The following is a 24717-nucleotide window of genomic DNA, read 5'->3' as shown; positions in this document are numbered from 1 at the left end:
CGATACGGGCACCATCCGACCGTCCGAAACTTGCCGGGACGCCACGGAGTGTCCTGCGTCACATGTGACGGTATCGCCCGCGACCTGACGCTGGGTAGTCTTGCCGTACCCCAATTGACCTTGGTGCTTTCGATTTCCCAAGTCCTATAGTCCCGGCGTGACTTTTCCCAGCCAGCCCCGGCCGAGCCGCGGTGTGATGGGGTACGTCGCCGAGCTGCAGCAGTTCGACACACAGCCCGCGGCCGAGCCCGACCCCGAGCCGACCGACCCGTACGCGGCCCTCGCCGACCTCGCCCCGCGCGACGTGGAGCCGCCGGGCCGGAGCGCCGACGCGCCCCCGGCCGGGCACCTGCCGGCCCCGCGCGAACCGGCGGCGGGCGGACAGGGACGGCCGGGTTCCGGCACCGCGGCCCGTATCCGTAACGCCTGGGCGCTGCCCGAACCCGGTGCCGAGCCGGAAGCTCCGCACGGCCGCTCTGCCGTTCCCGAGCCCCGGCACGCGGAAGGCCCCCGCCAGGCCGGGGGAACGCTGCTGAGCGGCGGAACCGGAAGATTCGCCCGGATTTCCGGGGCCCCTCCGGCGCCGGGCGCGCACGACACGGCCTGGCCGGGCACCACCGGGCCCGACTGGCGCCAGACGGACCAGTACGTGCCGAGCCAGCATCAGGCGGACCAGTACGAGCCGGCCCGGTATCAGGCGGAGCAGTACGAGCCGGCCCGGTACCAGGCAGACCAGTACGAGCCAGCTCGGTACCAGGCGGAGCAGTACGAGCCGGCCCGGTACCAGGCGGAGCAGTACGAGCCGGCCCGGTACCAGGCGGAGCAGTACGAGCCGAGCCGGCATCAGGCGGAACAGTACGAGCCGGGCTGGGGTCCGGCGGAGCAGAACGGCCCGGGCTGGGGCCGAGCGGCCGGTGCGAACGAGCCCGGGTGGCCGTCGCCGCCGGCCGCCACAGGACCGGCCTGGTTCCCGGAGTCCAGCTCAGCTGCGGCCGGCTGGGCGCCCGCGACGGAACCCGGCGTCAGCTGGGCCCCGGCGGTCGAACCGGCCGGGGCGGGCAACGGCCCCGCCGCGTGGCACCACGCGGATGCGGCGCCTGCCACCGGAGGGAACGCCGGCACCGACGGCGACTGGACACGGCCCGTCGCCACCCCGGCCGCCCACGACCGGGAAGTCACGGTCACCGCCGACCACCGGCACAGCGCCGCGCCCGCGGACCGGCGCGGCGGGACGGCCGGGCACCGCGTACCCGAATCGGCGGCAGCCCCGCGGCCGCAACGGCGGCGCATGCTCGTGCTCGGCGCCGCCGCCACCGCGGTCCTGCTCGGCACCGGCATCTGCTACGCGGCGCTGCGCGGCTCCGCCCCGACGGCGCGCACCGCCGCGCCCGCGGCGACCGCCACCGGCCTGCCCTCGGACGACGTGCAGCTGGACCCGGCGGCCGCAACCCCGGCCGGGATCCCCGCGCAGCCCGCCGAGTCCCCGAAGCCCTCCACCTCGAGCCCCGCGGGGGCCACACCGACCGCGTCCCGCCGCTCCGGGCACACCGGGGGCAGCTCGCCCACCGGCACCACCGCCCCGACCGGACCGGGAACGGCCCTGCCCGGCGCCGCCACGCCGGGCAGCGGCACCCCCAAGCCGAGCGCCACCGCATCGCCCTCGACCAGCGCGTCGCCGTCGCCGTCGGCGCCGCCGCTGACCGCGGCGTTCAGCCATACCGCGGACTCCGGTCCGGACGGACTCACGAACTATGCGGGCACCGTGCGGGTCACGAACCCGCGCGACCGCGCCGCGAGCCAGTGGAAGGTGACGCTGAAGATCCCCGGCGGCAACCAGGTCTCCGGCGATTCCGCGGTCTCGGTCACCCAGGACGGTGAGAAAGTCACGTTCACCCCGGTGGGTGATGCGGCGACGATCCCTGCCGGGGGATCGGTCACGTTCACCTTCACGGTGCAGGGAGTGCTCACCGCCGACCCGGGTAGTTGCATGATCAACGGACAGTCCTGCGGCTGACCGGACGGGCGAACTCGTCACTCTGCGTCCGGCGGTCCCTTCCGCCCGACCTAATGTCGTGGGTGAGCCGGCACGTCGCCGGACCGGTTACGGCAGCTAGGGGGCGCGGATGAGCGGGGACGACCTGAGCCGGGGGTTGAGCGACATGTGGCGCTCGGTGCTGTTGTTCGTACCGACGGCGCTGGCGTTCATCGCGATCCTGGCCATCGGGTACGTCGTCGCCCGGCTGGCCCGCACGCTGGTGGCCAAGACCCTGCAGCGGATGGGTTTCGACCGGGCCGTCGAGCGCGGCGCGGTACGCCGGGCGTTGCGCGGCAGCAACATCGACGCGAGCGACCTGTGCGCCAAGATCGCCTTTTATGCGGTGCTGCTGTTCGCGCTGCAACTCGCGTTCGGACTGTGGGGCCCGAACCCGGTGAGCGAGCTGCTCACCGTGCTCATCGCGTGGCTGCCGCGGGCGTTCGTGGCGATCGTGATCGTCGTGGTGGCGTCCGCGATCGCCGGTGCGGCGCACGACCTGATCGCGAGCGCGCTCGGCGGCCTGAGTTACGGCCGGCTGCTGGCCCGCATCGCGTCCGTCCTGATCATCACGCTGGGGGTCATCGCCGCGCTGGATCAGGTCCACATCGCCACGTCCGTGACCCAGCCGCTGCTCATCGCGGTCCTGGCCACGGTCGCGGGCATCCTCGTGGTGGGCGTCGGTGGCGGCCTGGTGCGTCCGATGCAGCGGCGCTGGGACGAGTGGCTCGAACGGGCGGGCGCGGAGTCCGCGGCGATCCGGGAGCACGCCCGCACGTACGCCGACGAGCGCGCCCGGGAGGCGGCCGAACAGGCCCGCCTGGCGGAGGAGGCCCGGCAGGCCGAGGAGGCCCGCAAGGCCGAGGAAGCCCGCCTGGCGGAAGAAGCGCGCCTGGCGGAGGAGGCGCGGCTGGCGGAGGAGGCCCGCAAGGCCGAGGAGGCACGCCAGGCGGAAGAGGCCCGCAAGGCCGAGGAAGCCCGCCAGGCGGACGAGGCACGCAAGGCGGAAGAGGCGCGTAAGGCCGAGGAGGCGCGGCGGGCGGAGGAAGCCCGGAAAGCCGAGGAAGCGCGCCGCGTGGAGGCCGCCCGGCAGGCCGCCGAGGAGGCCCGGCAGTCCGCGGAGGCAGCGCGGCGGGCGGAGGAAGCACGGCGTGCCGAGCAGGCGCGCGCGGCGGAGCGAGCTCAGCAGACCGTACGGGAGCGCGACGACGAGGCACGCCGGGCGCAGGAGGCCCGGCAGGCGGCGGCGGCCGCGTTCGAGGCGGAGGCCGAGGCGGCCCGGCAGCGCGACCAGCAGGCGGCGCCCCGGCCGAGCCGTACCGGCTCCGGGCGCCGGTCCGGTGGCCGCGCGGTCCGCAGCGCCGACCCGGACCCCGACGATCGACCGGACTTCGTTCCGGGCTTCGGGCCCGACGACGAGACCACCACGGACATCGGCGGAGTCCGGGACGCCGGGCCGGAGGAACCCGCGACCGCGGCGGCGGCGCGGGACAGCGAACCGACCCTGCGGCTACCGATTCCCGCGGCGGCGCCGGAACCGCCCGGCGATCAGGAGACGCAGCCCATCCCGGTCGGGGACGTGACGGCCGGACCGGAGCCGGCCGAGGACGACGACACAACGGCCGAAACCCAGCTCATCCCGCCGGCGGACGAGACCGCCGAGCCGCCCGCCGAACCCGGGCAGCAGCAGCCGCCCCGCCGGAACCGTCCCCGCAAGCGTCACTGACCAGGCCGCTGCAGGGACGGGAAACGGACGAGGGCCGGTACCGCAGACATGCGGCACCGGCCCTGGCAGATTTTCGTCGGCCCTGCGGCGTGGTCAGCGGCGCGGCGGCAGCGTACGGGCCAGCGTGCACACCGCGAGCAGGCGTACCAGCACCCAGTCCTGCACGGTCCAGTCGATTCCGTCGGCCGGTGCCTGCCAGCCGTGCTTGTACGCGGCCTCGCGAACCCCTTCCGCATACGCGGCGAGGATCACCGGCGTAAGCGGGCGGCTGTCCGCGGACAGGCTCTGCCGGATACCGGCGGAGTGCTGGTCGACCGCGGCGAGCAGGCCGGGCGATTCCGCGGCCGCGGCGTGACCGGAGACGCCGACCGTGGCAGCCAGAGCGTCGAGGCAGGCATGGGCGGAGCGCGTTGCAGCGCGGGCGGCAGCGCCGCCGAACAGGCCAGTCATGAAAAAAGACGGTAGGAAGCCACGGGTATCCAACGGTTCTCCCGACCGGTGCAGGTCGGTTGAACCGCCGGAACTACTCGGCTGGCGCGGGGCGGCGTCGCTGCGCGTCGTCGGCGATGATCACGGTGGCCACCACGAGCGCCACGACCACCGCGAACAGCCAGGACGCGTCGTCGATCAGCTTCGCGGCGAGCGGGGCCTGAACCGCCGCCAGCAGGAAGCCGAGCCACGCGAACCGCCGTTGCCGGCCGGACAGGAAACCCGCGGACTGCATCCGGAAAGTGTGGCCTGATCCGGGCGAAACGCCGTCACCCGTTCGGCCGAATCTCCGTTGTCCGAACGTGTTCCACGAGCTGAGTCACCGCCGCGCCGTGCGGCCGGGCACGACGCTGTTCGCCCTGATCACCCTGCTTGCGGCGGCCGGATGCTCCGGGCTGACCCGGTCCGTGTGGCCCGCCGCCGCACCGGCACCGCAGTGGAGATCAGCGCCCAGCGGGCCGCCGTCGGCGCCCCGGCCCGGGCAGGTGCTGGCGACTCCGCTGCGCGGGCGGACCGGGGCCTCGCTCACCGTCCGGGACGCCGCGTCGCGGGTCGACGTGCGGCTCGTCGACCTGCCCGGTCTGCTCTACCGGATCAGCACCCCGGCCGAGTCCGGCCTGGCCCCGCAGGTCACGGGGGAGCCCGGCCGGGTGTGTCTCGGCCTGCGGCCGACCGGCGGGGACGGCCCGGACACGGTCCGGATCGCGCTGAACCGTACGGTCGACTGGGACGTCCGGCTGCCCGCGGGCGCGGGGGAGCAGCATCTCGACCTGACCGGCGGGCGTGTCCGCCGGGTGCTGGCGGGGCCCGCCGGGCTGCTCGACCTGCGGCTGCCCCGGCCCCGCGGCACGGTGCCGGTCACCCTCACCGGCGGCGTCGCCACGATCACGGTACGGGCTGCCGCCGCCGTCCCGGTCCGGGTGCGCCTGCGCGGCGGCGCCGGGAGGGTCACGACGCCACACGGGGTGCACCACGACTCCCCGGCCGGATCGGTGCTGACCCCGGCCGGGTGGGCGAGCGCCGCCGACCGGTACGCCGTGGACCTGCGCGCACCGGCGGGCACGCTCACGCTCGTCTCCGGGTGATCACGGGCGGGTTTACGCTTCGGACGTTGCGGGCAACTCGGACCGGGTGTCACTGCCCCCGCTCCGGTCCTCGGCCCGGAGGCTGCGTAGCTGGAGGGATCCATGCGCGTTGCGATGATCTCCGAACCCGCCGGTCCGCACGCCACCGAAGGCCGGTACGGCCAGGTGGTCGAGCTCGCGGCGGCGCTCGTGGAGCTCGGGCACGACGTCCGCGTCTACACGCGACGCAACCGCGCCGGCCCACCCGACCTGATCCGGGCGCCCGGCGGCGTCCCGGTGCAGCACGTCCCGGCCGGACCGGCGAAGGAGCTGCCCCCGGCGGCGCGGCTGCCGTACCTCGGTGAATTCGCGCAGTGGCTCGGCCGGTGCTGGCGCGACGGCGACTGGGCGCCCGCGGTGGTTCATGCGCACTTCTGGACCAGCGGCCTCGCCGCGATCACCGCGGCCCGGCGGATCGGCGTACCCGTGGTGCAGTCGTTCCAGGATCTCGGCACCGCCGAACCGGCACCCGACGGACCGTCGCGGGCGGGCTACGAGCGTGTGCTGGGCTGCGCCGTCGACCGGGTGGTGGCGCAGAGCCAGCAGGAGGTCCGCGAGCTGGTCCGCCTGGGGGTGCCGCGGGCCCGGCTCGCGTTCGTCCCGGCCGGCGTGGACAGCGGGCGGTTCACCCCGACCGGGCCTGCGGCCGAGCGTGATCCACACCGGGCGCGCATCATCGCGGTGGGTGCGCTGGGGGAGCAGGCGGGCTTCGGCGACGTCATCGCGGCCATGCGGGGCGTGCCCGGGGCGGAATGTCTGCTGGTGGGTGGTCCACCGGCCGCCGAGCTGCCCGCGGACCCGCAGGCCACGAGACTGCGCGACATCGCGGCGCGATGCCTGGTCGCCGACCGTGTCCGTCTCGTCGGTGCCGTGCCCCGGGCGGACATGCCGCGCTGGTACCGCTCCGCGGACCTGTTCGCCGCCGTGCCCCGGCAGGACGGGTTCGAGGCGGCCCCGCTGGAGGCCATGGCGTGCGGCCTGCCCGTGGTGGGTGCCGCGGGCGGCGGTCTCGCCGACACGGTCGTGGACGGCCTGACCGGCGTGCTCGTGCCGCCGGGCGATCCCGTGGCGCTCGGGAGCGCGCTGCGGCGGCTCATCCTGGACCGGGTGCGGCGTTTCACGTACGCGACGGCCGCCGTGGACCGGGCCCGCCAGGCGTACTCGTGGAAACGGGCGGCGGCCCAGGTGGGCTCGGTCTATGCGGTGGTCACGGGCCGTGGCCAGATGGGGGAGGAAGCGATCGCCTGACCGGCCCCGGCCCGCGGACTCAGTTCCCCAGGGCCGTCGCCAGATCGGTGCGGAACCGGCGCTCGCTCTCGGTCACGGTCTCGCCGCCGATGCCCAGCACGCCGCCCGTGGTGGCCGCGCCGACCACCGAGTCGGCGATCTCCACCAGCCAGTGCCGGTACGTCTGCGCGTCCGCGGCGGGGGCCTTCGCGGCCAGCAGCGCGGCGGCCTGCGTCGCGCGCTGCAGCACGTCCGCGGCGTACGCGGCAGGGTCGTCCGGGGCGATGACGGGCGGTTCCTCGCCGCGCTCGGGGTCGCCCGCGAGGTCGACCACGGCCGCGGCGATCGTGGCGACCAGCGGGCTGGCGCTGGCGCGGGCGTCCGCGATCTCGTCGAGCCCGGCGGCGCTCTCGGCGCGGGTCTTGCGGGCGCCGTCGGGGGTGGCGGCGCTGGCGGCGGTCAGCACCGACTGCGGCAGGCCGGTCAGCAGACCCCACTCCGCGTCGGTGTATCCCAGCGTGGCGTACATCGGTTCGTCCGTCACTCGGGTGTCCTTTCCACGGTTGTCGGCGACCGGGAGAACATTCTCCTGGACTGCCGGAACGGACGGGATCTGTACCCGCCGTGTGCTGGGCGGAATCCTCATCCGGTCCCGCCGCGTATGTCGCCGACCGTACGGGCAGGCACCCTCTGCCGCCGGGGTCCCGGTTCACTGCGCCGCCGAGCCGCGCACCCGGGTGTGACGTACGCCACGGTTTGGCGTCCGGGTCGTCCACTTCCGGGGTTGTTGGGCGCGCCATGTCCCGCGAGGTACGGGCCCGCGCGTCGGGTTCGGTAGTCGCGAGGTCCCTGCAACGGCAGTGGCGCTGAGCCGGTCCGGCGGCATGCCGACGGTAAGGCGCACCCCGATTTCGGGGCGCCGCTTCCGGCCGCGGAGTCCTGCCCGCTGGAAGTGCGAACGAAGACTGACTCCTATCAGTGACTTCGATGGGCAGGAACGGGGGACCCAGTGCGCCGGTGCCGGACACCGGCTTGGGGTGTGGTCGCGCAGCGCGCGACGGGCCACTTCAAGGCCTAACCCGACAGCTAACCTCGCACGCGGGTTGAAGGATCAGGATGCCTGAATGTTCCACCGTCACCAGCCGGTTCTGCGTCGCCTCGCCCTGTTCGGGATCGCCGCAGCGCTGGTAACCACCGTCAACCTGAGTACAGCGGCGCCGTCCTCGGCGGCGTCGGGCGACTCGGCGGCCGTTGCCGTCGGGTCGGGTGCGCGGTTGACCGCGGCGCAACGCGCCGCCAAGGCCCGCGCCACCGCGGCGCGGGCGGCCCGGTTGCGGGCAGCCCGGGCGGTCGCGGCGGCCCGGGTAAGGGGCTTGCAGATCGTCGCGTACGCCAAGGCGCAGAAGGGCAAGCCGTACCGCTTCGGGGCGCACGGCCCCACGGCGTTCGACTGTTCAGGTCTGGCGGGGTATGTGTACCGCCAGGCGAAGCTGAAGCTGGGCGGCACCGCGAATGCCCAGTACAGGCAGACCCACCGGATCGCAAAATCCCAGCGGCGCCCCGGTGACCTGGTGTTCTGGCTTCGCGGCGGGCACGCCTACCACGTCGCGGTCTATGCCGGTCACGGCAAGGTGTGGCACGCCCCCAAGCCCGGCAGCCGGGTGAAACTGGCTGCGATCTTCGAGCCCGGTCGCGTCAAGTACGGACGCGTCGGCGTCTGAACAGGTAGGTGTGAAGGCCGCCCCGGATCCGGGGCGGCCTTCGCCGTTTGCGTCGGAGTTCACTTGCCGCCGAACATGCGGCGGATCGCCCAGAACAGGATGAGCGCGGCGAGGGCGACACCGAGCAGCCGCACGGCATGTACCTGGGACCAGTCCACGCCGGACGTCGCCAGAACGGAGCTCTTCACGGCGTGCACTCTAGCGGCGCCGTAATAGAAAGGTTTGTTGACTGAAGGCGGGCGGGATGTGACCATTGGTCCGTCCGCCGCGTCCACGACGGTTGCCGGGTGTTCAGCAGGCGCGTGGTCGATCGTCACCGGAGGTGCGGGGGCTCATGCCGCGACAAGGGGACCTGCCGGAGCTCGCCGCCGCCGTGCTGCAGCCCGGCTTCGTAGGCACCACCGCACCGGACTGGGTGCGCCGCCGCCTCGCCGAGGGCCTGGGCGGCGTGGCGCTGTTCGCCCGCAACGTCGAGTCGGCCGCCCAGGTGGCGGCGCTGACCGCGCAACTGCGGGCGGAGCGGCCGGACGTCATCGTGGCGATCGACGAGGAGGCCGGCGACGTCACCCGGCTGGAGTCCCGCCACGGCAGCTCGCGCCCCGGCAACCTGGCGCTCGGCGCGGTCGACGACATCGCGGTCACCGAGGCCGTGGCCCACGACCTCGGGCTGGATCTCGCGTCCGCGGGCGTCACCCTGAACTACGCGCCGGACACCGACGTCAACTCCAATCCGGACAATCCGGTGATCGGTGTGCGCGCGTTCGGCGCGGACGCCCAGTTGGTCGCCCGGCACGGCGCCGCGTTCGTTGCCGGTCTGCAACGCGCCGGTGTGGCCGCGTGCGCGAAACACTTCCCGGGCCACGGCGACACCAGTGTGGACTCCCACCACGCCGTGCCCGTGATCGACCGCAGCCGCGCCGAGCTGGACGCGTGCGAGCTGCTGCCGTTCCGGGCCGCGATCGCCGCCGAGGTGCAGGCCGTCATGACCGGCCACCTGCTGGTGCCCGCGTGGGATCCGGAGCTGCCCGCGACGCTGAGCCGGCGCATCCTCACCGGACTGCTGCGCGAGGAACTGGGCTTCACCGGCCTCATCGTCACCGACGGCATCGAGATGCGCGGCGTACGCCGACGGTACGGGCTGGCCGGCGCCGCCGTGCTGGCGCTCGCCGCGGGTGCCGACGCGATCTGCGTGGGCGGGGACCACGCCGACGAGGAGACCGCGGTGCGGCTGCGCGACGCCATCGTGGCCGCGGTCCGGGCCGGTGACCTCAGTGAGGAACGCCTGCACGACGCTGCCTCGCGGGTCCGCCGCCTCGCCGCGTGGACCACGGCCGCCCGTCCCGGGAACCCGTCCGGCACGAATCCGACCGGCATTCCCGGGCCCGGCCATGACAGGCCCGGCGCCGGCGGCGCTCCCGCCCGCGGCGGTCGCACGGACGGGGCGGGGGCCGTCACGGGGTCGGCGGTCGGCTTCGCGGCCGCCCGCCGTGCGGTCAAGGTCACGGTCCGGGCGCAGGCGCCCGTGCTCCCGCTGACCGAGGCGCCGCACGTGGTCGAGTTCGCCCCGCCGCGCAACATCGCCGTCGGCCTGGAGACCCCGTGGGGCGTGGGCGGGCCCCTCGCCGAGCTGCTGCCCGGCACGACCGCGGTCCGGCTCGACGCCGACGACCTGGCCGGGGTGCCCGATCCGGCCGCCGTGGTGCTCGCGGATGCGGGCGCGCGCCCGCTCGTGCTCGTGGTCCGAGACGCCCATCGCCACCCGTGGGTCGCCGAGGCGCTCGCGCACACGCTCACCGTCCGCCCGGACGCGATCGTCGTGGAGATGGGCGTCCCGGTCGCGATCAGCGGCGGGGTGCACGTCGCGACGTACGGCGCGACCCGGGCGTGCGGGCTGGCCGCCGCGCAGGTCATCGCCGGAACGTCGGTGTCCGCGCCGGAACCCGTGGCGGCATGACCTGACGCCGGGCCCGCGGGCGGCAGCAGTCCGGGGCTCGCAGGCGGCAGCACTCCGGGCTCGCGGGCGGCAGCACTCCGGGCCGAGCGACGGTGCTCACGACGGCCGTTGCGGTGCCCATGACGGCCGTGGCGGGGTCGACGTACCCTGGTCGGGGTGTGGAACCGCCCCTCGCGCCGTAGCGCCGCCCTGCTGACCTCTGCCGCCCTCGCGATCACCCTGCTCGCCGGCTGCGGCGGCGACAATGTGGACTGCAGCGTCAACTCCTGCACGGTCACCCTGGAGCGCAGCACCGAGGCGAGCGCCAGCGTCCTCGGGGTCGAAGCGCATTTCGTCCGGGCCGACGGCGGCACGGTGACGCTGGAGGTTGCGGGCGAGCAGATCCAGCTCACCACGGGCCAGCCGGCCGTGCAGGTCGCCGGCCTGCAGGTGTCGCTGGACAGCGTCACCAAGGACGCCGTGCGGGTGCAGATCTCCCGTTAGGGACCGGCCGGCGGGCCTGCGCGTTCGGTGACCGACCGCGCGGGGGCGAATCCGTCGGCCTCGTCGTCGTGGGCATCGCCCAGGCCCCCTTCGTGTACGGTGTGAAAGGGAGTTTTCGGGCGTCCGCGACCTCGCGGAGGAGAGACCGTGTCCGACTTCCTGACCGCACTGCTCGCGGTGGTGCTCGCAGCGGGCGCCGCGATCGTGCTCGTCGAGGCCGTGCACTGGCTGCTGACCCGGTACGCGCGCCGCTGGCCGCTGCTGAGCACGCTCGAACGCACCGCGCACAAGCCGTTCCTCACCACGCTCACGCTGTTCGCGGTGCAGCAGGCGCTGCGCAGCGCAACGGGCGACTTCCCGGGCCGCCACGAGCTGCTGCACATCCTGGTCATCCTGGTCATCGTGTCCGGCGCATGGCTGGTGGGCGCCCTGCTGCTCGTGCTGGAGGACGTGGCGCTGGCACGCTGGCGTACCGATGTGCCCGACAACCGCAAGGCGCGCAAGGTCCGTACCCAGGTGGTGATGCTGCGCCGGGTGACGGTCGCCGCGATCGTCGTGGTGGCGTTCGGCGTGGCGTTGATGACCTTCCCCGCGGTGCGCGCGCTGGGGGCCAGCCTGCTCGCCTCCGCGGGCATCATCAGCGTGGTCGCGGCGGTGGCCGCGCAGAGCACGCTGGGCAACGTCTTCGCCGGGATCCAGCTCGCGTTCAGCGACGCGATCCGGATCGACGACGTCGTGGTCGTCGAGCAGGAGTGGGGACGCATCGAGGAGATCACCCTCACGTACGTGGCACTGCAGATCTGGGACGACCGGCGGCTGATCCTGCCGACCTCGTACTTCACCACGAAGCCGTTCCAGAACTGGACTCGTACCGGCTCCGCGGTGCTCGGTACCGCCGAGATCGACGTGGATTTCGCGACCGCGGTGGAGCCGTTGCGCGCGGAGCTGCGCGCCGTGTGTGAGAGCAGCGACCTGTGGGACGGGCGGGTGTGTGTGTTGCAGGTGACCGACGCGGTGCGCGGCATGGTCCGGTTGCGCGCGCTGGTGAGCGCGCACGATGCCCCGGCGCTGTGGGACCTGCGGTGCCTGGTACGCGAACGCCTGGTCGCCTGGGTCTGGGAGCACCAGCCGGAGTCGGTGCCCCGGTACCGCGCCGAGATGCGGGCTCCGGCAGCCGGCGCGGCCCGCCCGGCGTCCCCGCCGGCTGCCGCCCCGAAGGCCCCGGGTGCGGCGTTGGTGCTCGGTGGTGGACATGAGGCGGACGAGGGTGCCCGCGTCTTCGGCGGAGGTTCGGACGGCGAGTCCCGCGCCGCGTCGTTCGGCGGCCCCGCGACGCCCGCCCGGGAGGAATTGGCCCGGGAGGACCTGGCCCGGGAGGACCTTGCCCGGGAGGACCTAGCACGGAGGGAACTGGCCCGGGAAGAGGTCACCTGAGCGGGCGGGGTGGATGTCACCGATGTGGGGGGAATTCGCCCGGTGAGGATTGACCGTCCCCTGGTCAGGGCATAAAGCCTTGAGCAGGAAGGGAGGACGCGATGGCCGACGTCCTGAGCGGCGACCGGGCCGGAACGACCGCGGACCGGTCCACCGCAGAACTGATCCAGCAGGCAAGTGACCAGATCACCGCCCTCGTGCGCGGCGAGATCGAACTGGCGAAGGCGGAACTGGCGGAGAAGGGCAAGCGCGCCGGTGTCGGTGTGGGCCTGTTCAGCGGCGGCGGACTGCTGGCCGCGTACGGGCTGGGCGCCATGATCGCCACGCTCATCGTGGTGCTGGACCTGTTTCTCCCGCTCTGGCTCGCCGCATTGATCATGACGGTGGTGCTGTTCGCCGGAGCCGGAATCATGGCGTTGTACGGCCGCAGGCAGCTGCGCCGGGCCACCCCCCTCGAACCCGTGGCCGCCATGCGGAGCGCCCGGGCCGATGTCGATGAGGTCAAGCACGCGATCAAGGAGCGCAGCCAGGCATGAGTGACAAGAACGGTTCCCCACAGGCCAAGCCGGACGTTGCCGCGCTCCGGGAGGAGATCGCCGAGACGCGGGCCGATCTCGGCGACACCGTCCGGGCGCTGGCCGCCAAGACGGACGTCAAGGCGCGGGCCAAGGAGCAGGTGCAACAGACCGGCCGGAAGGTCAAGTCGCAGGTTGCCGAAACCACCGGCAAGGTGCGGGACAACGCCCAGTCGGCCACGGACGCGGTGCGGGAGGCGGCGCAGTCCGCCACGGGCAAGGTCCGCGATTCCGGCGCCATGGACGTGGCGCACGAGGCGGGGGATCAGGTGCGACGCCACCCGTTCCCGGTCGGTGCGGTGATCGCCGGTGCGGTGGCGCTGGCCGGGATCATCCTGATCATCCGGCGGCGGCGCCGGTGAGCGGCCGGCTCCAGAAGTTCGCGTACAAGCCGGTGGGGCTGCTGCTGGGCGTGGCCGCCGGTGCGATAGCGGGTTTCGTGACCAAAAAGGTCTGGCAGCTCGCAGCGGGCGAGGACGAGACTCCGGACGCGACGGACGAGGACCGTGGCTGGGGCGAGATCATCGCGGCCGCGGCGTTGCAGGGCGCGATCTTTGCGGTGGTGAAGGCGCTGGTGGATCGCGGTGGCGCCACCGGCGTACGCAAGCTCACGGGAGAGTGGCCCGACTGACCGTTTGATCATCGACGAACCCTGATCCAGGTCCCCGGCTGCGCAGTCGTGCCGCCGGGGGCTTTTCCTTGTCTGTCAAGGGTCGTTCGATTCGACCGAGGGGCAGCTTTGCGCGCGGTTCTTCGGTACAGTGTGCCCAGTTTTTGTGTACGTGGTCGCCTCAAGCGCCGCTGCTCGAAAACGGCCATCGGTCCCGCATCACGGGGGCCGGCATTGTCAGAAGGAGAGTTCAGCATGGCGCAGGGAACCGTGAAGTGGTTCAACGCAGACAAGGGCTTCGGCTTTATCACCGTCGACGGCGGGGGTGCTGACGTGTTCGTCCACTTCTCGGCCATCCAGACCAGCGGCTACCGCACTCTGGAAGAGAACCAGCGGGTCGAGTTCGAGATCGCCCAGGGCCAGAAGGGCCCGCAGGCGGAGCAGGTCCGCCCGCTCTGAGACCAAACCGCCGGCGGTGACGTCGGTTGCCGGCCGCCTGGCGGAGGTCGGTGCAAGTCGGCCCCGCATCCTCACCGGGATGCGGGGCCTTCGCGTTGCTGCGCCCCGCTTTCCGCGGCCCGCAGTCGTGTGTGGATCGCGGCGGGTCAGGCTTTGCTGCGGCTGCGCTGCCGCAGACCGATCACGATGAGCACGAGGCCGCCGATCGCCACGACCGGGCCGATGACCGCCCAGACGGTCACCCCGCTCATCGCGCTGCCCGCCAGCACGTCCAGGCCCTGCAATGTCCACACCGAACCGAGTACGACCGCGAGCAGTCCCACGGTCATCGCCAGCCATCCGCGCATGCTGTGCTCACCACCGATCGTGGACCTGGGGCCGGACGAGCTCGTCGTAGACGGCTCGCACGGCGTCGTGGGTGCTGCCGGGCAGCGGTGCCAGGGTGGCGGCGGCCGCGTTGGCGCGTGCCTGCCCCGGATCGCGGGCGCCCGGGATGACGCCCGTGACCCCGGGCTGGTCGATGATCCAGCGCAGTGCGAACTGGGCCATGGTGGCACCCTCGGGCACCAGCGGGCGCAGCCGGCGTACCGCCTCCAGGCCGGTGGCGAAGTCCACTCCGGAGAATGTCTCGCCAACGTCGAACGCCTCGCCGTGCCGGTTGAAGTTGCGGTGGTCGTCCGGCGCGAACGTGGTGTGCTCGTCGTAGCGGCCGGAGAGCAGCCCGCTGGCCAGCGGCACCCGGGCGATGATGCCCACCCCGGCCGCGGAGGCGGCGGGCAGCACCCGCTCCAGGGGTTTGAGCCGGAACGCGTTGAGGATGATCTGGACGCTGGCGACGCCGGGCCGCGCGATGGCGGTGAGGGCCTCGTCGACGCGTTCGACGCTGACGCCGTACGCCGAGATGCGCTTCTCCTGCACCAGCATGTCCAGCGCGTCGAAGACCGCGTCCGTGGCGAACACCGCGGTCGGCGGGCAGTGCAGTTGCACCAGGTCCAGGGTGTCCACGCCGAGGTTGGTGCGGGACCGGTCCGTCCAGGCCCGGAAGTTGTCCATGGTGTACGCGGCGGGCTCCTGCGGCACCCGGCGGCCCATCTTGGTGGCCACGGTGATGCCGGGGTGGCCCTTGATGAAGCTGCCGATGATCTGCTCGCTGCGGCCGTCGCCGTACACGTCGGCGGTGTCGAAGAACGTCACGCCCGCGTCCGCGGCCGCCTGCAGCGTGGCATGGGCGTCAGCTTCGCTCACGCTGCCCCAGTCGGCGCCGAGCTGCCACGCCCCGAGCCCGACCACGCCGACATCTCGCCCCATCCGGGCAAAGGTCCGGGTTTCCACGCCGTGAGCCTAACGTGCGGGGTGCTATCGTTTTACAAAACGTACGTACGGTTTGGTTTGGAGGCGTGTCATGTGGGATCCCACCGTCTACCGCCGCTTCGGGGCCGAGCGCTCCCGCCCGTTCGCCGACCTGCTCGCCCGGGTCGGCGCCGAAACGCCCCGCGCGGTCGTCGACCTCGGCTGCGGCCCGGGCGAGCTGACCGCCGACCTCGCCCGGCGCTGGCCCGGCGCGCGGGTCACCGGCCTCGACTCCTCACCCGAGATGATCACCAAGGCGGCGGCCCTGGGGGCGCGGGCCGACTTCCGGGTCGCCGACGTACGGGCCTGGCGGCCCGGCCCCGACGACGACGTGGTGATCAGCAACGCCGTGCTGCAATGGGTCCCCGGCCACCAGGACCTGCTGCGCCGGTGGGTCCGTGAGCTGCCCGCCGGTGCGTGGCTGGCCATTCAGGTCCCGGGCAACTTCGACGCGCCCTCGCACCGGGCGCTGCGGGAGCTCGCCGCCACCGGGCCGTGGGCCGGGCGGATCGGCGACCTGCTGCGCGAGGCCCCGGTCGACGACGCACCCGGCTACGCGCAGGTGCTGACCGCCGCGGGCGCCACGGTCGACGCCTGGGAGACTACGTACGTGCACCTGCTGCCCGCCGAGCCCGCCGCAGAGCACCCCGTGCTGCGCTGGATGGAGGGCACCGCGCTGCGGCCGGTCCGGGCAGCCCTCGACGACCCGGCCTGGCAGGAGTTCCGCGCGGCACTCGGCGACCGGCTGGCCGCGGCGTACCCCGCCCGCGACGGCCTCGTGACGTTCCCGTTCCGGCGGATCTTCGTCGTGGCGACCACACCCAAGGAGACTGCACCGTGACCGAGCTGGCCTCATTCATCGCCGGCCTGCCCAAGGCCGAGCTGCACGTGCACCACGTGGGCTCGGCCTCCCCGCGCGCCGTGGCGGAACTGGCCGCCCGGCACGAGGGGGCCACGCCGGTGCCCGCCGACCCCGCCGCGCTCGCCGACTACTTCGCGTTCCGCGACTTCGCGCACTTCATCGAGGTGTACCTGAGCGTCGTCGACCTGATCCGCGACGCCGAGGACGTCCGCACCCTCACCTACGAGGTGGCCCGCGAGATGGGCCGCCAGCAGGTCCGGTACGCGGAGCTCACGGTCACCCCGTACTCGCATGTCAGCCGTGGCATCCCGGCGCCGGAGTTCTGCGCGGCCATCGAGGACGCCCGCCGCACCGCGCGTACCGACTTCGGGGTGGAGCTGCAGTGGTGCTTCGACATCCCCGGCGAGGCCGGTCTGCCCGCCGCGGAGGAGACGCTGCGCATCGCGCTGGAGGAGCGTCCGGACGGGCTGGTCAGCTTCGGCCTCGGCGGGCCGGAGGTGGGGGTGCCCCGGCCGCAGTTCAAGACGTACTTCGACAAGGCGCGGGCGGCCGGGCTGCACAGCGTCCCGCACGCGGGGGAGACCACCGGGCCGCAGACCGTCTGGGACGCACTGCGCGACCTCGGCGCCGAGCGCATCGGGCACGGCATCGCCAGCGCCCAGGACCCCGCGCTGATGGCCCACCTCGCGGAACACCGCATCACGCTGGAGGTGTGCCCCACCTCGAACGTGCGGACCAGAGCGGTGCCCGACCTCGACCACCACCCGCTGCCGGAGCTGGTCGCGGCCGGCGTCCCGGTCACGATCAACTCCGACGATCCGCCGATGTTCGGCACCACTCTGGAGCAGGAGTACGCGGTCGCGGGTCGCCTGCTCGACCTCGACGCGGCCGGGGTCGCCGACCTGGCCCGCGCGGCGGTCGACGCCGCGTTCCTGCCCGCCGCACGCAAGGCGGAGCTGCGCGCCGAGATCGACGCGTACGCGGCCGGGCACTGAGCTCGGCGTCGCCGTCCGGCGCCCGGTCCGGCGTTGCCGCCCCGGCGCCGGTCAGACGCGGCCCGCGTACAGCGGGTCCTGCCAGATCGCCAGCACCACCAGGATGCCGATGGTCAGGATCGCCACCCAGCGCACCACGCGGCGGCGATTGAACCGGGCCAGGTCCTCGTCGGGCTCCAGCCCCGGCTCGACGGTCACGTCCGTGTCCAGCATGGTCGTTCCCCCTTCGTCGGCGGGCGAGCCCGGCTTCGTCACCCGCTGTCCGTTCTGCGTCCGCCTGCTCAGCCCGGCACGGCCGTCCAACTCTGGTGCCGGGACCCGTTGCCCTGCTGCAGTACCAGCAGCCGGTGCGCCCCGAACCGCTGGTTGCCCACGCCCACCGTCAGATCCCCGACCGTCGTACGCAGCGTGAAGCCGTGATCGGAGGCCTGCAACGACCAGCGCCCGGTGTCCGACGCGCAGTCGCCCTGTACCAGCGGCGCGCCCGCCACCGGACTGTCGTCGAGCGGTACGACACACTTGCCCGTCGCCCGCGACTGCAGCGCGAACGTGCCGCCCCCGGCCGGGACGAACTTCCACTGCTGCTGCGCGTCGCCGTCCGTCCCGCCGAGCGTGATCGGGGTGCCGCTGGCGGTACGGGCCGCGTACAGGTCGGCGGCGCCACCGGTCAGCGAGTTCGTCAGCACGAACCAGGTGTTCTGCGCCGGGCGGGCCGCGGGCGCGGTGCGCGCCGCGCTCTTGGCGAGATACCCGTGCTTCTGGCTGCGAACGGTCACCTGATACGACGTGTCCGGCTTGAGCCCGATGAGCTGGGCCCGGGTGGCCGACGTGGTGGCCACCGGCACGCCGTCCACGGCCACCTCGTAGCTCGCGTCCGGGGCGGCGGCACTCCACATCAGCCGCACCGCGGTGCTGGTCGGGTCACGTACCTCGACGGCGGCCTGCTGCGCGGCCACCGGGTCGGCGGGCACCGGCCCGCTGCCGGACGGCGCCGGCCCGGCCGTGGGCGCGGACGTGGACGGTACGGGCTCACCGGACGGCGGCGTGGTGGCCGGGGCGCTGTGCTTGTCCTTGTCCTTGTCCGCACCGGGCTCCGTGACGACGCCGCCCGACTCCGGGTCCGGCGGCGGCGCGGTCGTGGGAGCCGATGCGGTGGGCGCTGCGGTCGCCGGGGCGGTCGTCGGCCCCGGCGCCGGGGCGGCACCCTCGGGCAGGTCGTCGCCGCCGTCGCCGCGCAGCAGGAACTCGCTCTGCGCGACATTCCAGGCACGGGTCAGGTAGCTGCCCGGCTTCGGGTTGGTGCTGAAGTAGTCGTCGTGGCCGCAGTCGAGCCGGTTCTCGTGCTTCTTCGGGCACACCGCGCGGACCGGCTTGTTCGAGCGGTCCCGGCCGCACAGCAGGTCGTAGTCGTCCGTGCACCCGCCCGCGCCGCTGGAGTTGGGGGAGTCCTGCAGCGAGGCGCCGAGCGTGTACGTCAGCTCCCGCGCCGCCATCGCCGCACTCCAGCACCCGGAGTCGACCCGCCCGTACGAGGGGCCGCCGTTGTTGCGGTTGCCCAGCCCCGGCCGCAGGTCCGCGATGTACGTGCCGATCCCGCAGTACACGTTCGCGTCCGCGAAGATCAGGTATTTGCGGTCGGTCCGGTTGTAGCCCAGCGTCTGCAACGCGTCGATGTTCGTGGTGAACGACGCCAGCGCGCCCTCGGGCACCTGCACCTCGGCGACATCCACCCGGCACTGCGCGGTGGTGACGAAACGGACGTGCCGGGAGCCCCCGGTCTCCGCGGCGCTGGCGTCGAAGATGTCGTCCACGCCGGCCGACCAGACTCGGATCGAGCCGAGGAAGTCGGTGTAACGGCTCGGCGTGCCGAACTCGTGCAGGTAGAGCACCTGCACCCGCTTGCCGGTGCGGCCGTCGCCCGCGCACGCCACGTCGTGACCGCCCATGATGAAGTCCGCGTCGCCGGGCGCGGCGTCCGGGATCAGCGCGGGCGCGCCGGGGGTCAGCGCGGTGCCGCCCTCGTCGCGGACGATCTCGGCGTCGGCGGGCACCCGGGCCGCCTCGCGCTGCGGTCCCACCGGTTCGGGTGTCTTCTGGGCCACCGGTGCCACAGTGCGCAGCACCCGCAGTCCGGCCGGCGCGGGGTCGGGCCCGTGGGTGCAGGTCAGGTCGTCGATCTGGTACGAGCCCGCGCACAGCGAGTTCGGGGCGGCCTGCCGCAATCCGTCGTAGACGAGTCCCTGGTCCGGGACGTCGCGCTGGGCGGCGTACCGGATCCGCTCGCGGTCCTTTCCGTCCCCGGTGCCCCAGCCGCTTCCGACCACGCCCGGGCCCGCGATCGCCCCGATGCCGAGCAGGCCGAGGCACAGCGCGACAGGCAGCAGCCGGTGCGAGCGCGAGTCCACGCGCCGGTGTACCGACGCCATGCGGCGTCGCGCCGCCTCGCGCAGCGCGGGCCGTCGGTGCGCGGACAAGGACCCTCCTCGTACGGCCGGGGCGCGGTGGGAGGGGGTTATGGGGTGACCACCTCCCACCGCGCGGGGGCTCGACCGGTCCGCGCTGCGGGGACGACCTGCGCCCTTCGAACCGGCAAGCCGGATGGGATCGCTTGGGATCGTGCCAGCCCTGCGGCGCGAGGGGAACGCCCTTAATACAGATCTAAGCAAGAGTTGGTCCGTCCGGATCGGGTCGCGGGCAAGGCGTCAGGGTTGCTCGGTGCGTTTCTGCGGCCACTTGCGGCGTACCGGATCTCGCTCCCGGGCCAGCCGCCCCACCAGGCCGAACCGGCTCGCCTGTTTCGGTGCGGCCTCCGCGTCGGCCAGCAGCATCACCACGCTGGCCCCGCCCAGCACGGCCCGGTCGATGCTCACGGACCCGCCGGTGGTCTGCGCGGCGCGCCGGGCGATGTCCAGGCCGAGCCCGGTCGAGCCCTGGTCGCTCACGCCGCGGCGCAGCGCGTTCTCCGGGTCCGGAATGCCCGGTCCGGCGTCGTCCACACGCAGCGCCACCCACCCGTCACGGCGCGAGATGCCCACCTCGAACGCGGTGCCCTGCGGGGTGTACCGGAACACATTGCCCAGTACGGCGTCGAGCGCCGCGGCCAGCTCCGCGCGCACCACCGGCACGGGGATGCGGGTGCTGGCCCCCAGCACCCGGTACTCCCGGTCCTGGTCGCCGGCCAGCGCGGACCAGAACACCATCCGGTCGCGGACCACCTCGCTCGCGTCGCAGAACCCTTCCTCCGGCCCGGCGACCTGCGCGGCCACGGCCTTGCGGGTGGTGTTGATGAGCTGGTCGACCTCGCCCTCCAGCGTGGCGATGGCCTGCCGGATGCGCCGGATGCCGCGGCGGCGGTCCAGCTCGGCGGCGGAGAACTCGCCGATGTGCGTGTCGTCGGGGTCGAGCGCTTCCGCGTCGAGCCGCAGCACGGTCAGCGGCGTACGCAGCCGGTGCGACAGGTCGGCCACCAGTTCCCGCTCGTTGGTGCGGGAGGTGACCAGCCGGTCGGCCATCCGGTTGAACGCGTACCCGGCCTCGGCCAGCTCCCGCGGTCCGCTGGGCTGGATGCGCACCCCCAGGTCGCCGCCCCCGACCGCCATGGCCGCCTGCACGAGGTTGCGGACCGAGGCCACCGTGCCGCGGGCCAGCCGGTCCACCACGATCACCGAGCCGACCACCAGGCCGAGCGCGATGGCGAACAAAATCCACCAGTCGCGGGCGGTGTTCTGGCCCAGTTCGTCGCCGGGCACGAACACCTCGACCACGGACGTCTGGTCACCGACCGTGACCGGCTGGAGGCGTACGACGCCGCCGTCGACGTCCTTGGTGAGGCTGCGCCGGCCGGTCTCGGCGGCGCGGATGTCATTCGCGGACGCGCGGCCGCCGCCGGTGCTGCCCGGCCCGTGCACCACCGGGGTGCCGCCGGCCGCGTCGATGGCGGACTGCAGCTCGCGGTGGCTCGCCCCGGCCGCCAGCGCCCCGGCCACGGTCGCGCCGCGCAGTTCGGCGGCATGCAGGGCCTGGGTACGGTGATCGTCGCGTAGTTCCCAGCCGAGCGGGACGAGGAACGCGAGTGCGGCGACGGCGGTGGTGGCGGCGCTGACCCAGGCCAGCCGGGCCCTCAGTCCGGGGCCACCAACCGGAATCCGACCCCCCGCACGGTGCGCAGGTAGCGAGGCTTCGCCGCGGATTCGCCCAGCTTCCGGCGGAGCCAGTACAGATGCACGTCGATCGTCTGGTCCTCGCCGACGGATGGCTGTCGCCATACCTCCTCCAACAGCTCACGACGCGAGACCACCCGGCCCGGGCGGGCGGCGAGGTACGCCAGCAGGTCGAACTCCTTGCGGGTCAATGCGAGCGGCGTGTCGCCCAGGGTGGCGCTGCGCTCACCGACGTCGACGCGAAGCTCGCCCACCTCGTGCACGGCGGGCTGAGCGGTGCGGCTGGCGCGGCCCACCCGGCGCAGCACCGTGGTGATGCGCGCGTCGAGGTGGGCGCCGGTGAACGGCTTGACCATGTAGTCGTCCGCACCGGCGCGCAGCAGCCGCACCACGGTCTGCTCGTCGTCGCGGGCGGTGGCGATGATGATGGGTACGTCGGTGATGCCGCGCAGCATGCGCAGCGCGTCCGAGCCGTCCAGATCCGGTAACCCCAGGTCGAGGACGACCAGGTCGGGGGTCTCGGCGGCGACGCGGCGCAGGGCGTCCAGCGCCGTGCCCACGGCGTGCACGGCGTGCCCGCGGTCGGCCAGTGACCGCAGCATCGCACCGCGCACGACGTGATCGTCTTCGACGAGCAACACCGTGGCCATGCCGAGCACCGTACTGCCCTCGGCACGTAACTCCTAAATGGTGATGCAGGGGAATGTCTTGGCAACGCAGAGTCACGAAATCCGGGGGCAGGAACCCGGCGGTGATGCCGTCGGCGCGCTTTTCCGGCACCCCGGGCAGCCCGCGTGGGTGGCCCGGAAAACCGGTGGCCGCGTCGGTTCAGGGGTGCGCAAATGGAACCACTAGCATCGGGAACGGCCCGCAATCGGCGGGCCGGTACACCACCGGCGAAAAGGAGAAAGACCGTGTCTGCACCCCGTACCCATGCCGTGGCCGACCCCGTCGTCGTCCCGGCCGGGACGACGGCGGGCGACGCGGTCGCGGCCGCGGGCCTGCCCACCTCCGGACCCAAGGCGATCGTGGTGGTCCGCGACATCGACGGCCGGCTGCGTGACCTCGACTGGGCGCCGGACGCCGACACCCGGGTCGAGCCGGTCGGAATGGACTCACCCGACGGGCTGAACGTGCTGCGCCATTCCGCCGCGCACGTGCTCGCCCAGGCGGTGCAGGACATCTTCCCGGAGGCCAAGCTCGGCATCGGCCCGCCCATCCACGACGGCTTCTACTACGACTTCGACGTGGCCAAGCCGTTCCACCCCGACGACCTGGCGAAGCTCGAGAAGCGGATGCTGGAGATCGTCAAGGCCGGCCAGTTGTTCCGCCGCCGCCGCTTCGACTCGCTGGAGGCGGCCAAGGCGGAACTGGCGAACGAGCCGTTCAAGCTGGAACTGGTCGACATCAAGGGCGACGTGGACTCCGACGAGGTGATGGAGGTCGGCGGCGGTGAACTCACCGTCTACGACAACATCGACGCGAAGTCCGGCGAGCGGGTCTGGGGCGACCTGTGCCGCGGCCCGCACCTGCCCTCGACCCGGCTGATCCCGGCGGTCAAGCTGATGCGCTCGGCCGCCGCGTACTGGCGCGGCAGCGAGAAGAACCCGCAGCTGCAGCGCGTGTACGGCACCGCCTGGCCCAGCCGCGACGAGCTGAAGGCGTACCAGAACCGGCTGGCCGAGGCGGAGCGCCGCGACCACCGGCGCCTCGGCGCCGAGCTGGACCTGTTCTCGTTCCCGGACGAGATCGGTTCCGGCCTGGCGGTCTTCCACCCCAAGGGCGGGGTGATCAAGCGGGAGATGGAGGACTACGTCCGGGCCCGCCACATCCAGGAGGGCTTCCAGTACGTCGGCACCCCGCACATCAGCAAGGAGGGGCTGTTCCACACCTCCGGGCACCTGCCGTACTACGCGGACACGATGTTCCCGCCGATCCCGTTCGAGGGCGCGGACTACTACCTCAAGGCCATGAACTGCCCGATGCACAACCTGATCTTCCGGTCGCGCGGCCGGTCGTACCGGGAGCTGCCGCTGCGGATGTTCGAGTTCGGGTCGGTGTACCGGTACGAGAAGTCCGGCGTGGTGCACGGTCTGACCCGGGTGCGCGGCCTGACCCAGGACGACTCCCACTCGTACTGCACCCCGGAGCAGGCGCCCGGGGAGATCAAGCACCTGCTGAACTTCGTGCTGGGCCTGCTGAAGGACTTCGGGATCAGCGACTTCTACCTGGAGTTGTCGACCCGCGACGACAGCAAGCCGGACAAGTTCGTCGGCTCGGACGAAGACTGGGCGTCCGCGACCGCGGTGCTGGAGCAGTGCGCCAAGGAGACCGGCCTGGACCTGGTCGCCGACCCGGGCGGCGCGGCGTTCTACGGCCCGAAGATCTCGGTGCAGGCCAAGGACGCGATCGGGCGTACCTGGCAGCTGTCGACGATCCAGTACGACTTCAACCAGCCGCGCGGCTTCGGCCTGGAGTACCAGGCGGGTGACGGCACCCGGCAGCAGCCGGTCATGATCCACTGTGCCAAGTTCGGGTCGATCGAGCGCTTCATCGGGGTGCTCGTGGAGCACTACGCCGGGGCGTTCCCGGCCTGGCTGGCGCCGGTGCAGGTGGTCGGCATCCCGATCCGCGACGACCACGCGGAGTACCTGGAGAAGTTCGTGGCCAGACTGCGCGCCGAGGGGATCCGCGCCGAGGTGGACCACTCCACCGACCGCATGCAGAAGAAGATCCGCACCGCGCAGCAGCAGAAGATCCCGTTCATGGCGATCGCGGGCGACGACGACGTCAGCGGCGGCACGGTGTCGTTCCGCTACCGCGACGGTTCGCAGCGCAACGGGGTCGGCCTGGACGAGGCGGTCGCCCACGTCGTCGAGGTGGTGCGTTCGCGGGTCAACACCGGGCCGTCCGCGGCCTGAGGCGCCCCGCGCCTGCTCGTCCGCTGCGCCTAGGATCGTGGCGTGGTGGACGAGCAGCGCGGGCAGGATCCGGACGGGTTGGAGCGGCTCTGGACGCCGCACCGGATGACGTACATCTCGGGGGAGGACCGGCCCGAGGGCGGGTACGAGCAGCCGTCCGGCTGCCCGTTCTGCATCGCGCCGGGGCGCGCCGAGCCGGACTCGCTGGTGGTGGCGCGCGGCGAGCGGGTGTTCGCGGTGCTGAACCTGTACCCGTACAACCCGGGGCACCTGATGGTGTGCCCGTACCGGCACGTCGCCGACTACACCGAGCTGGACGCGGCCGAGACCGTGGAGCTGGCCGAGTTCACCCAGCGCGCGATGCGGGTGATCCGCAGCGCCAGCCGCCCGCACGGCTTCAACCTGGGGATGAACCAGGGCGCGGTGGCGGGCGCCGGGATCGCGGCGCACCTGCACCAGCACGTGGTGCCGCGGTGGGGCGGGGACGCCAACTTCATGCCCGTGATCGGCCGCACCAAGGTGCTGCCTCAGATGCTGGCCGACACGCGGGAGATGCTCGCGAAGGCGTGGCCGGACGTCGCCTGACGTCCCCGCC

At 73.2% G+C, this 24717-nt stretch carries 26 protein-coding genes and 1 riboswitch; of the genes, 16 read left to right on the top strand and 10 right to left on the bottom strand.

What is annotated here, in order from left to right:
• The first annotated feature begins 157 nt into the window (after positions 1 to 157).
• Positions 158 to 2014: a cellulose binding domain-containing protein gene (locus ACMCNK_RS10750; RefSeq protein WP_412736241.1), complete on the top strand. Its 1857-nt coding sequence runs from the start codon at positions 158 to 160 to the stop codon at positions 2012 to 2014.
• A gap of 109 nt (positions 2015 to 2123) precedes the next feature.
• Positions 2124 to 3758, top strand: a complete 1635-nt coding sequence (locus ACMCNK_RS10745) for a mechanosensitive ion channel family protein (protein ID WP_412736240.1) — start codon at positions 2124 to 2126, stop codon at positions 3756 to 3758.
• A gap of 93 nt (positions 3759 to 3851) precedes the next feature.
• On the opposite strand, the gene ACMCNK_RS10740 is transcribed toward ACMCNK_RS10745, so the two are convergent.
• On the bottom strand, positions 3852 to 4208 hold the full coding sequence (locus tag ACMCNK_RS10740) for a DUF6401 family natural product biosynthesis protein (RefSeq protein ID WP_412736239.1): 357 nt from the start codon (positions 4206 to 4208) through the stop codon (positions 3852 to 3854).
• A gap of 73 nt (positions 4209 to 4281) precedes the next feature.
• Positions 4282 to 4482, bottom strand: a complete 201-nt coding sequence (locus ACMCNK_RS10735) for a hypothetical protein (RefSeq protein WP_412736238.1) — start codon at positions 4480 to 4482, stop codon at positions 4282 to 4284.
• 67 nt (positions 4483 to 4549) lie between these two features.
• On the opposite strand from ACMCNK_RS10735, the gene ACMCNK_RS10730 reads away from it, so the two are divergent.
• Positions 4550 to 5332 carry a hypothetical protein gene (locus ACMCNK_RS10730; RefSeq protein ID WP_412736237.1) on the top strand — a complete coding sequence of 261 codons (783 nt, stop codon included), beginning with the start codon at positions 4550 to 4552 and terminating at the stop codon, positions 5330 to 5332.
• A gap of 102 nt (positions 5333 to 5434) precedes the next feature.
• Entirely contained in the window at positions 5435 to 6619 is a 1185-nt protein-coding gene (locus ACMCNK_RS10725; RefSeq protein WP_412736236.1) for a glycosyltransferase, read from the top strand.
• A 19-nt stretch (positions 6620 to 6638) separates the two neighbouring features.
• On the opposite strand, the gene ACMCNK_RS10720 is transcribed toward ACMCNK_RS10725, so the two are convergent.
• Positions 6639 to 7142 (bottom strand): hypothetical protein, encoded by a 504-nt coding sequence (locus ACMCNK_RS10720; RefSeq protein WP_412736235.1) that lies wholly within the window; start codon positions 7140 to 7142, stop codon positions 6639 to 6641.
• 409 nt (positions 7143 to 7551) lie between these two features.
• A riboswitch (cyclic di-AMP (ydaO/yuaA leader) is annotated at positions 7552 to 7713 on the top strand.
• 9 nt (positions 7714 to 7722) lie between these two features.
• Here ACMCNK_RS10720 and ACMCNK_RS10715 point away from each other — a divergent pair.
• Complete coding sequence (locus ACMCNK_RS10715) at positions 7723 to 8319, top strand: C40 family peptidase (RefSeq protein ID WP_412736234.1); 597 nt, start codon at positions 7723 to 7725, stop codon at positions 8317 to 8319.
• A 59-nt stretch (positions 8320 to 8378) separates the two neighbouring features.
• Here ACMCNK_RS10715 and ACMCNK_RS10710 read toward each other — a convergent pair whose 3' ends face one another.
• A complete protein-coding gene (locus ACMCNK_RS10710; protein WP_412736233.1) occupies positions 8379 to 8507 on the bottom strand; it encodes a hypothetical protein in 129 nt (42 codons plus the stop codon).
• 146 nt (positions 8508 to 8653) lie between these two features.
• Between ACMCNK_RS10710 and ACMCNK_RS10705 the strand changes: the two genes are divergently transcribed.
• The 7 genes from ACMCNK_RS10705 to ACMCNK_RS10675 all read left to right on the top strand — a co-directional run bounded on the left by ACMCNK_RS10705 (position 8654) and on the right by ACMCNK_RS10675 (position 13834).
• Entirely contained in the window at positions 8654 to 10273 is a 1620-nt protein-coding gene (locus tag ACMCNK_RS10705) for a glycoside hydrolase family 3 protein (RefSeq protein WP_412736232.1), read from the top strand.
• A 156-nt stretch (positions 10274 to 10429) separates the two neighbouring features.
• Entirely contained in the window at positions 10430 to 10756 is a 327-nt protein-coding gene (locus ACMCNK_RS10700) for a hypothetical protein (protein WP_412736231.1), read from the top strand.
• 147 nt (positions 10757 to 10903) lie between these two features.
• Positions 10904 to 12190: a mechanosensitive ion channel family protein gene (locus ACMCNK_RS10695; protein WP_412736230.1), complete on the top strand. Its 1287-nt coding sequence runs from the start codon at positions 10904 to 10906 to the stop codon at positions 12188 to 12190.
• Between the two features lie 101 nt (positions 12191 to 12291).
• The gene (locus tag ACMCNK_RS10690; protein WP_412736229.1) at positions 12292 to 12726 is read left to right on the top strand and encodes a phage holin family protein; all 435 of its coding nucleotides are present in this window, start codon (positions 12292 to 12294) and stop codon (positions 12724 to 12726) included.
• On the top strand, positions 12723 to 13127 hold the full coding sequence (locus ACMCNK_RS10685; protein ID WP_412736228.1) for a DUF3618 domain-containing protein: 405 nt from the start codon (positions 12723 to 12725) through the stop codon (positions 13125 to 13127). The genes ACMCNK_RS10690 and ACMCNK_RS10685 overlap by 4 nt, the downstream gene beginning before the upstream one ends.
• Positions 13124 to 13396: a DUF4235 domain-containing protein gene (locus ACMCNK_RS10680; protein ID WP_412736227.1), complete on the top strand. Its 273-nt coding sequence runs from the start codon at positions 13124 to 13126 to the stop codon at positions 13394 to 13396. Before ACMCNK_RS10685 ends, ACMCNK_RS10680 begins: the two co-directional genes overlap by 4 nt.
• A gap of 234 nt (positions 13397 to 13630) precedes the next feature.
• A complete protein-coding gene (locus tag ACMCNK_RS10675; protein WP_011905669.1) occupies positions 13631 to 13834 on the top strand; it encodes a cold-shock protein in 204 nt (67 codons plus the stop codon).
• 146 nt (positions 13835 to 13980) lie between these two features.
• On the opposite strand, the gene ACMCNK_RS10670 is transcribed toward ACMCNK_RS10675, so the two are convergent.
• Together ACMCNK_RS10670 and ACMCNK_RS10665 are read right to left on the bottom strand one after the other, a co-directional pair.
• Complete coding sequence (locus ACMCNK_RS10670) at positions 13981 to 14181, bottom strand: hypothetical protein (protein WP_412736226.1); 201 nt, start codon at positions 14179 to 14181, stop codon at positions 13981 to 13983.
• Between the two features lie 7 nt (positions 14182 to 14188).
• The gene (locus ACMCNK_RS10665) at positions 14189 to 15166 is read right to left on the bottom strand and encodes an aldo/keto reductase (RefSeq protein ID WP_412736225.1); all 978 of its coding nucleotides are present in this window, start codon (positions 15164 to 15166) and stop codon (positions 14189 to 14191) included.
• A gap of 70 nt (positions 15167 to 15236) precedes the next feature.
• On the opposite strand from ACMCNK_RS10665, the gene ACMCNK_RS10660 reads away from it, so the two are divergent.
• Together ACMCNK_RS10660 and ACMCNK_RS10655 are read left to right on the top strand one after the other, a co-directional pair.
• Entirely contained in the window at positions 15237 to 16025 is a 789-nt protein-coding gene (locus tag ACMCNK_RS10660) for a trans-aconitate 2-methyltransferase (RefSeq protein WP_412736224.1), read from the top strand.
• Positions 16022 to 17041, top strand: a complete 1020-nt coding sequence (locus ACMCNK_RS10655; RefSeq protein WP_412736223.1) for an adenosine deaminase — start codon at positions 16022 to 16024, stop codon at positions 17039 to 17041. The genes ACMCNK_RS10660 and ACMCNK_RS10655 overlap by 4 nt, the downstream gene beginning before the upstream one ends.
• A 51-nt stretch (positions 17042 to 17092) precedes the next feature.
• On the opposite strand, the gene ACMCNK_RS10650 is transcribed toward ACMCNK_RS10655, so the two are convergent.
• The 4 genes from ACMCNK_RS10650 to ACMCNK_RS10635 form a co-directional block, all read right to left on the bottom strand.
• Positions 17093 to 17296 carry a hypothetical protein gene (locus ACMCNK_RS10650; RefSeq protein ID WP_412736222.1) on the bottom strand — a complete coding sequence of 68 codons (204 nt, stop codon included), beginning with the start codon at positions 17294 to 17296 and terminating at the stop codon, positions 17093 to 17095.
• A 26-nt stretch (positions 17297 to 17322) separates the two neighbouring features.
• On the bottom strand, positions 17323 to 19515 hold the full coding sequence (locus ACMCNK_RS10645) for an RICIN domain-containing protein (RefSeq protein ID WP_412736221.1): 2193 nt from the start codon (positions 19513 to 19515) through the stop codon (positions 17323 to 17325).
• A gap of 228 nt (positions 19516 to 19743) precedes the next feature.
• Entirely contained in the window at positions 19744 to 21153 is a 1410-nt protein-coding gene (locus ACMCNK_RS10640; RefSeq protein ID WP_412740817.1) for an ATP-binding protein, read from the bottom strand.
• 8 nt (positions 21154 to 21161) lie between these two features.
• Positions 21162 to 21851 carry a response regulator transcription factor gene (locus ACMCNK_RS10635; protein ID WP_130508168.1) on the bottom strand — a complete coding sequence of 230 codons (690 nt, stop codon included), beginning with the start codon at positions 21849 to 21851 and terminating at the stop codon, positions 21162 to 21164.
• Between the two features lie 264 nt (positions 21852 to 22115).
• On the opposite strand from ACMCNK_RS10635, the gene thrS reads away from it, so the two are divergent.
• Complete coding sequence (thrS, locus tag ACMCNK_RS10630; protein WP_412736220.1) at positions 22116 to 24122, top strand: threonine--tRNA ligase; 2007 nt, start codon at positions 22116 to 22118, stop codon at positions 24120 to 24122.
• Between the two features lie 105 nt (positions 24123 to 24227).
• On the top strand, positions 24228 to 24707 hold the full coding sequence (locus ACMCNK_RS10625) for an HIT family protein (RefSeq protein WP_412740816.1): 480 nt from the start codon (positions 24228 to 24230) through the stop codon (positions 24705 to 24707).
• Positions 24708 to 24717 lie beyond the last annotated feature (10 nt).

The organism is Krasilnikovia sp. MM14-A1259, assembly GCF_047159535.1.
Lineage (GTDB): Bacteria > Actinomycetota > Actinomycetes > Mycobacteriales > Micromonosporaceae > Actinoplanes.
Note: the sequence above shows the minus strand (reverse complement) of the source record. Positions and strands in the feature narration are given on the sequence as shown.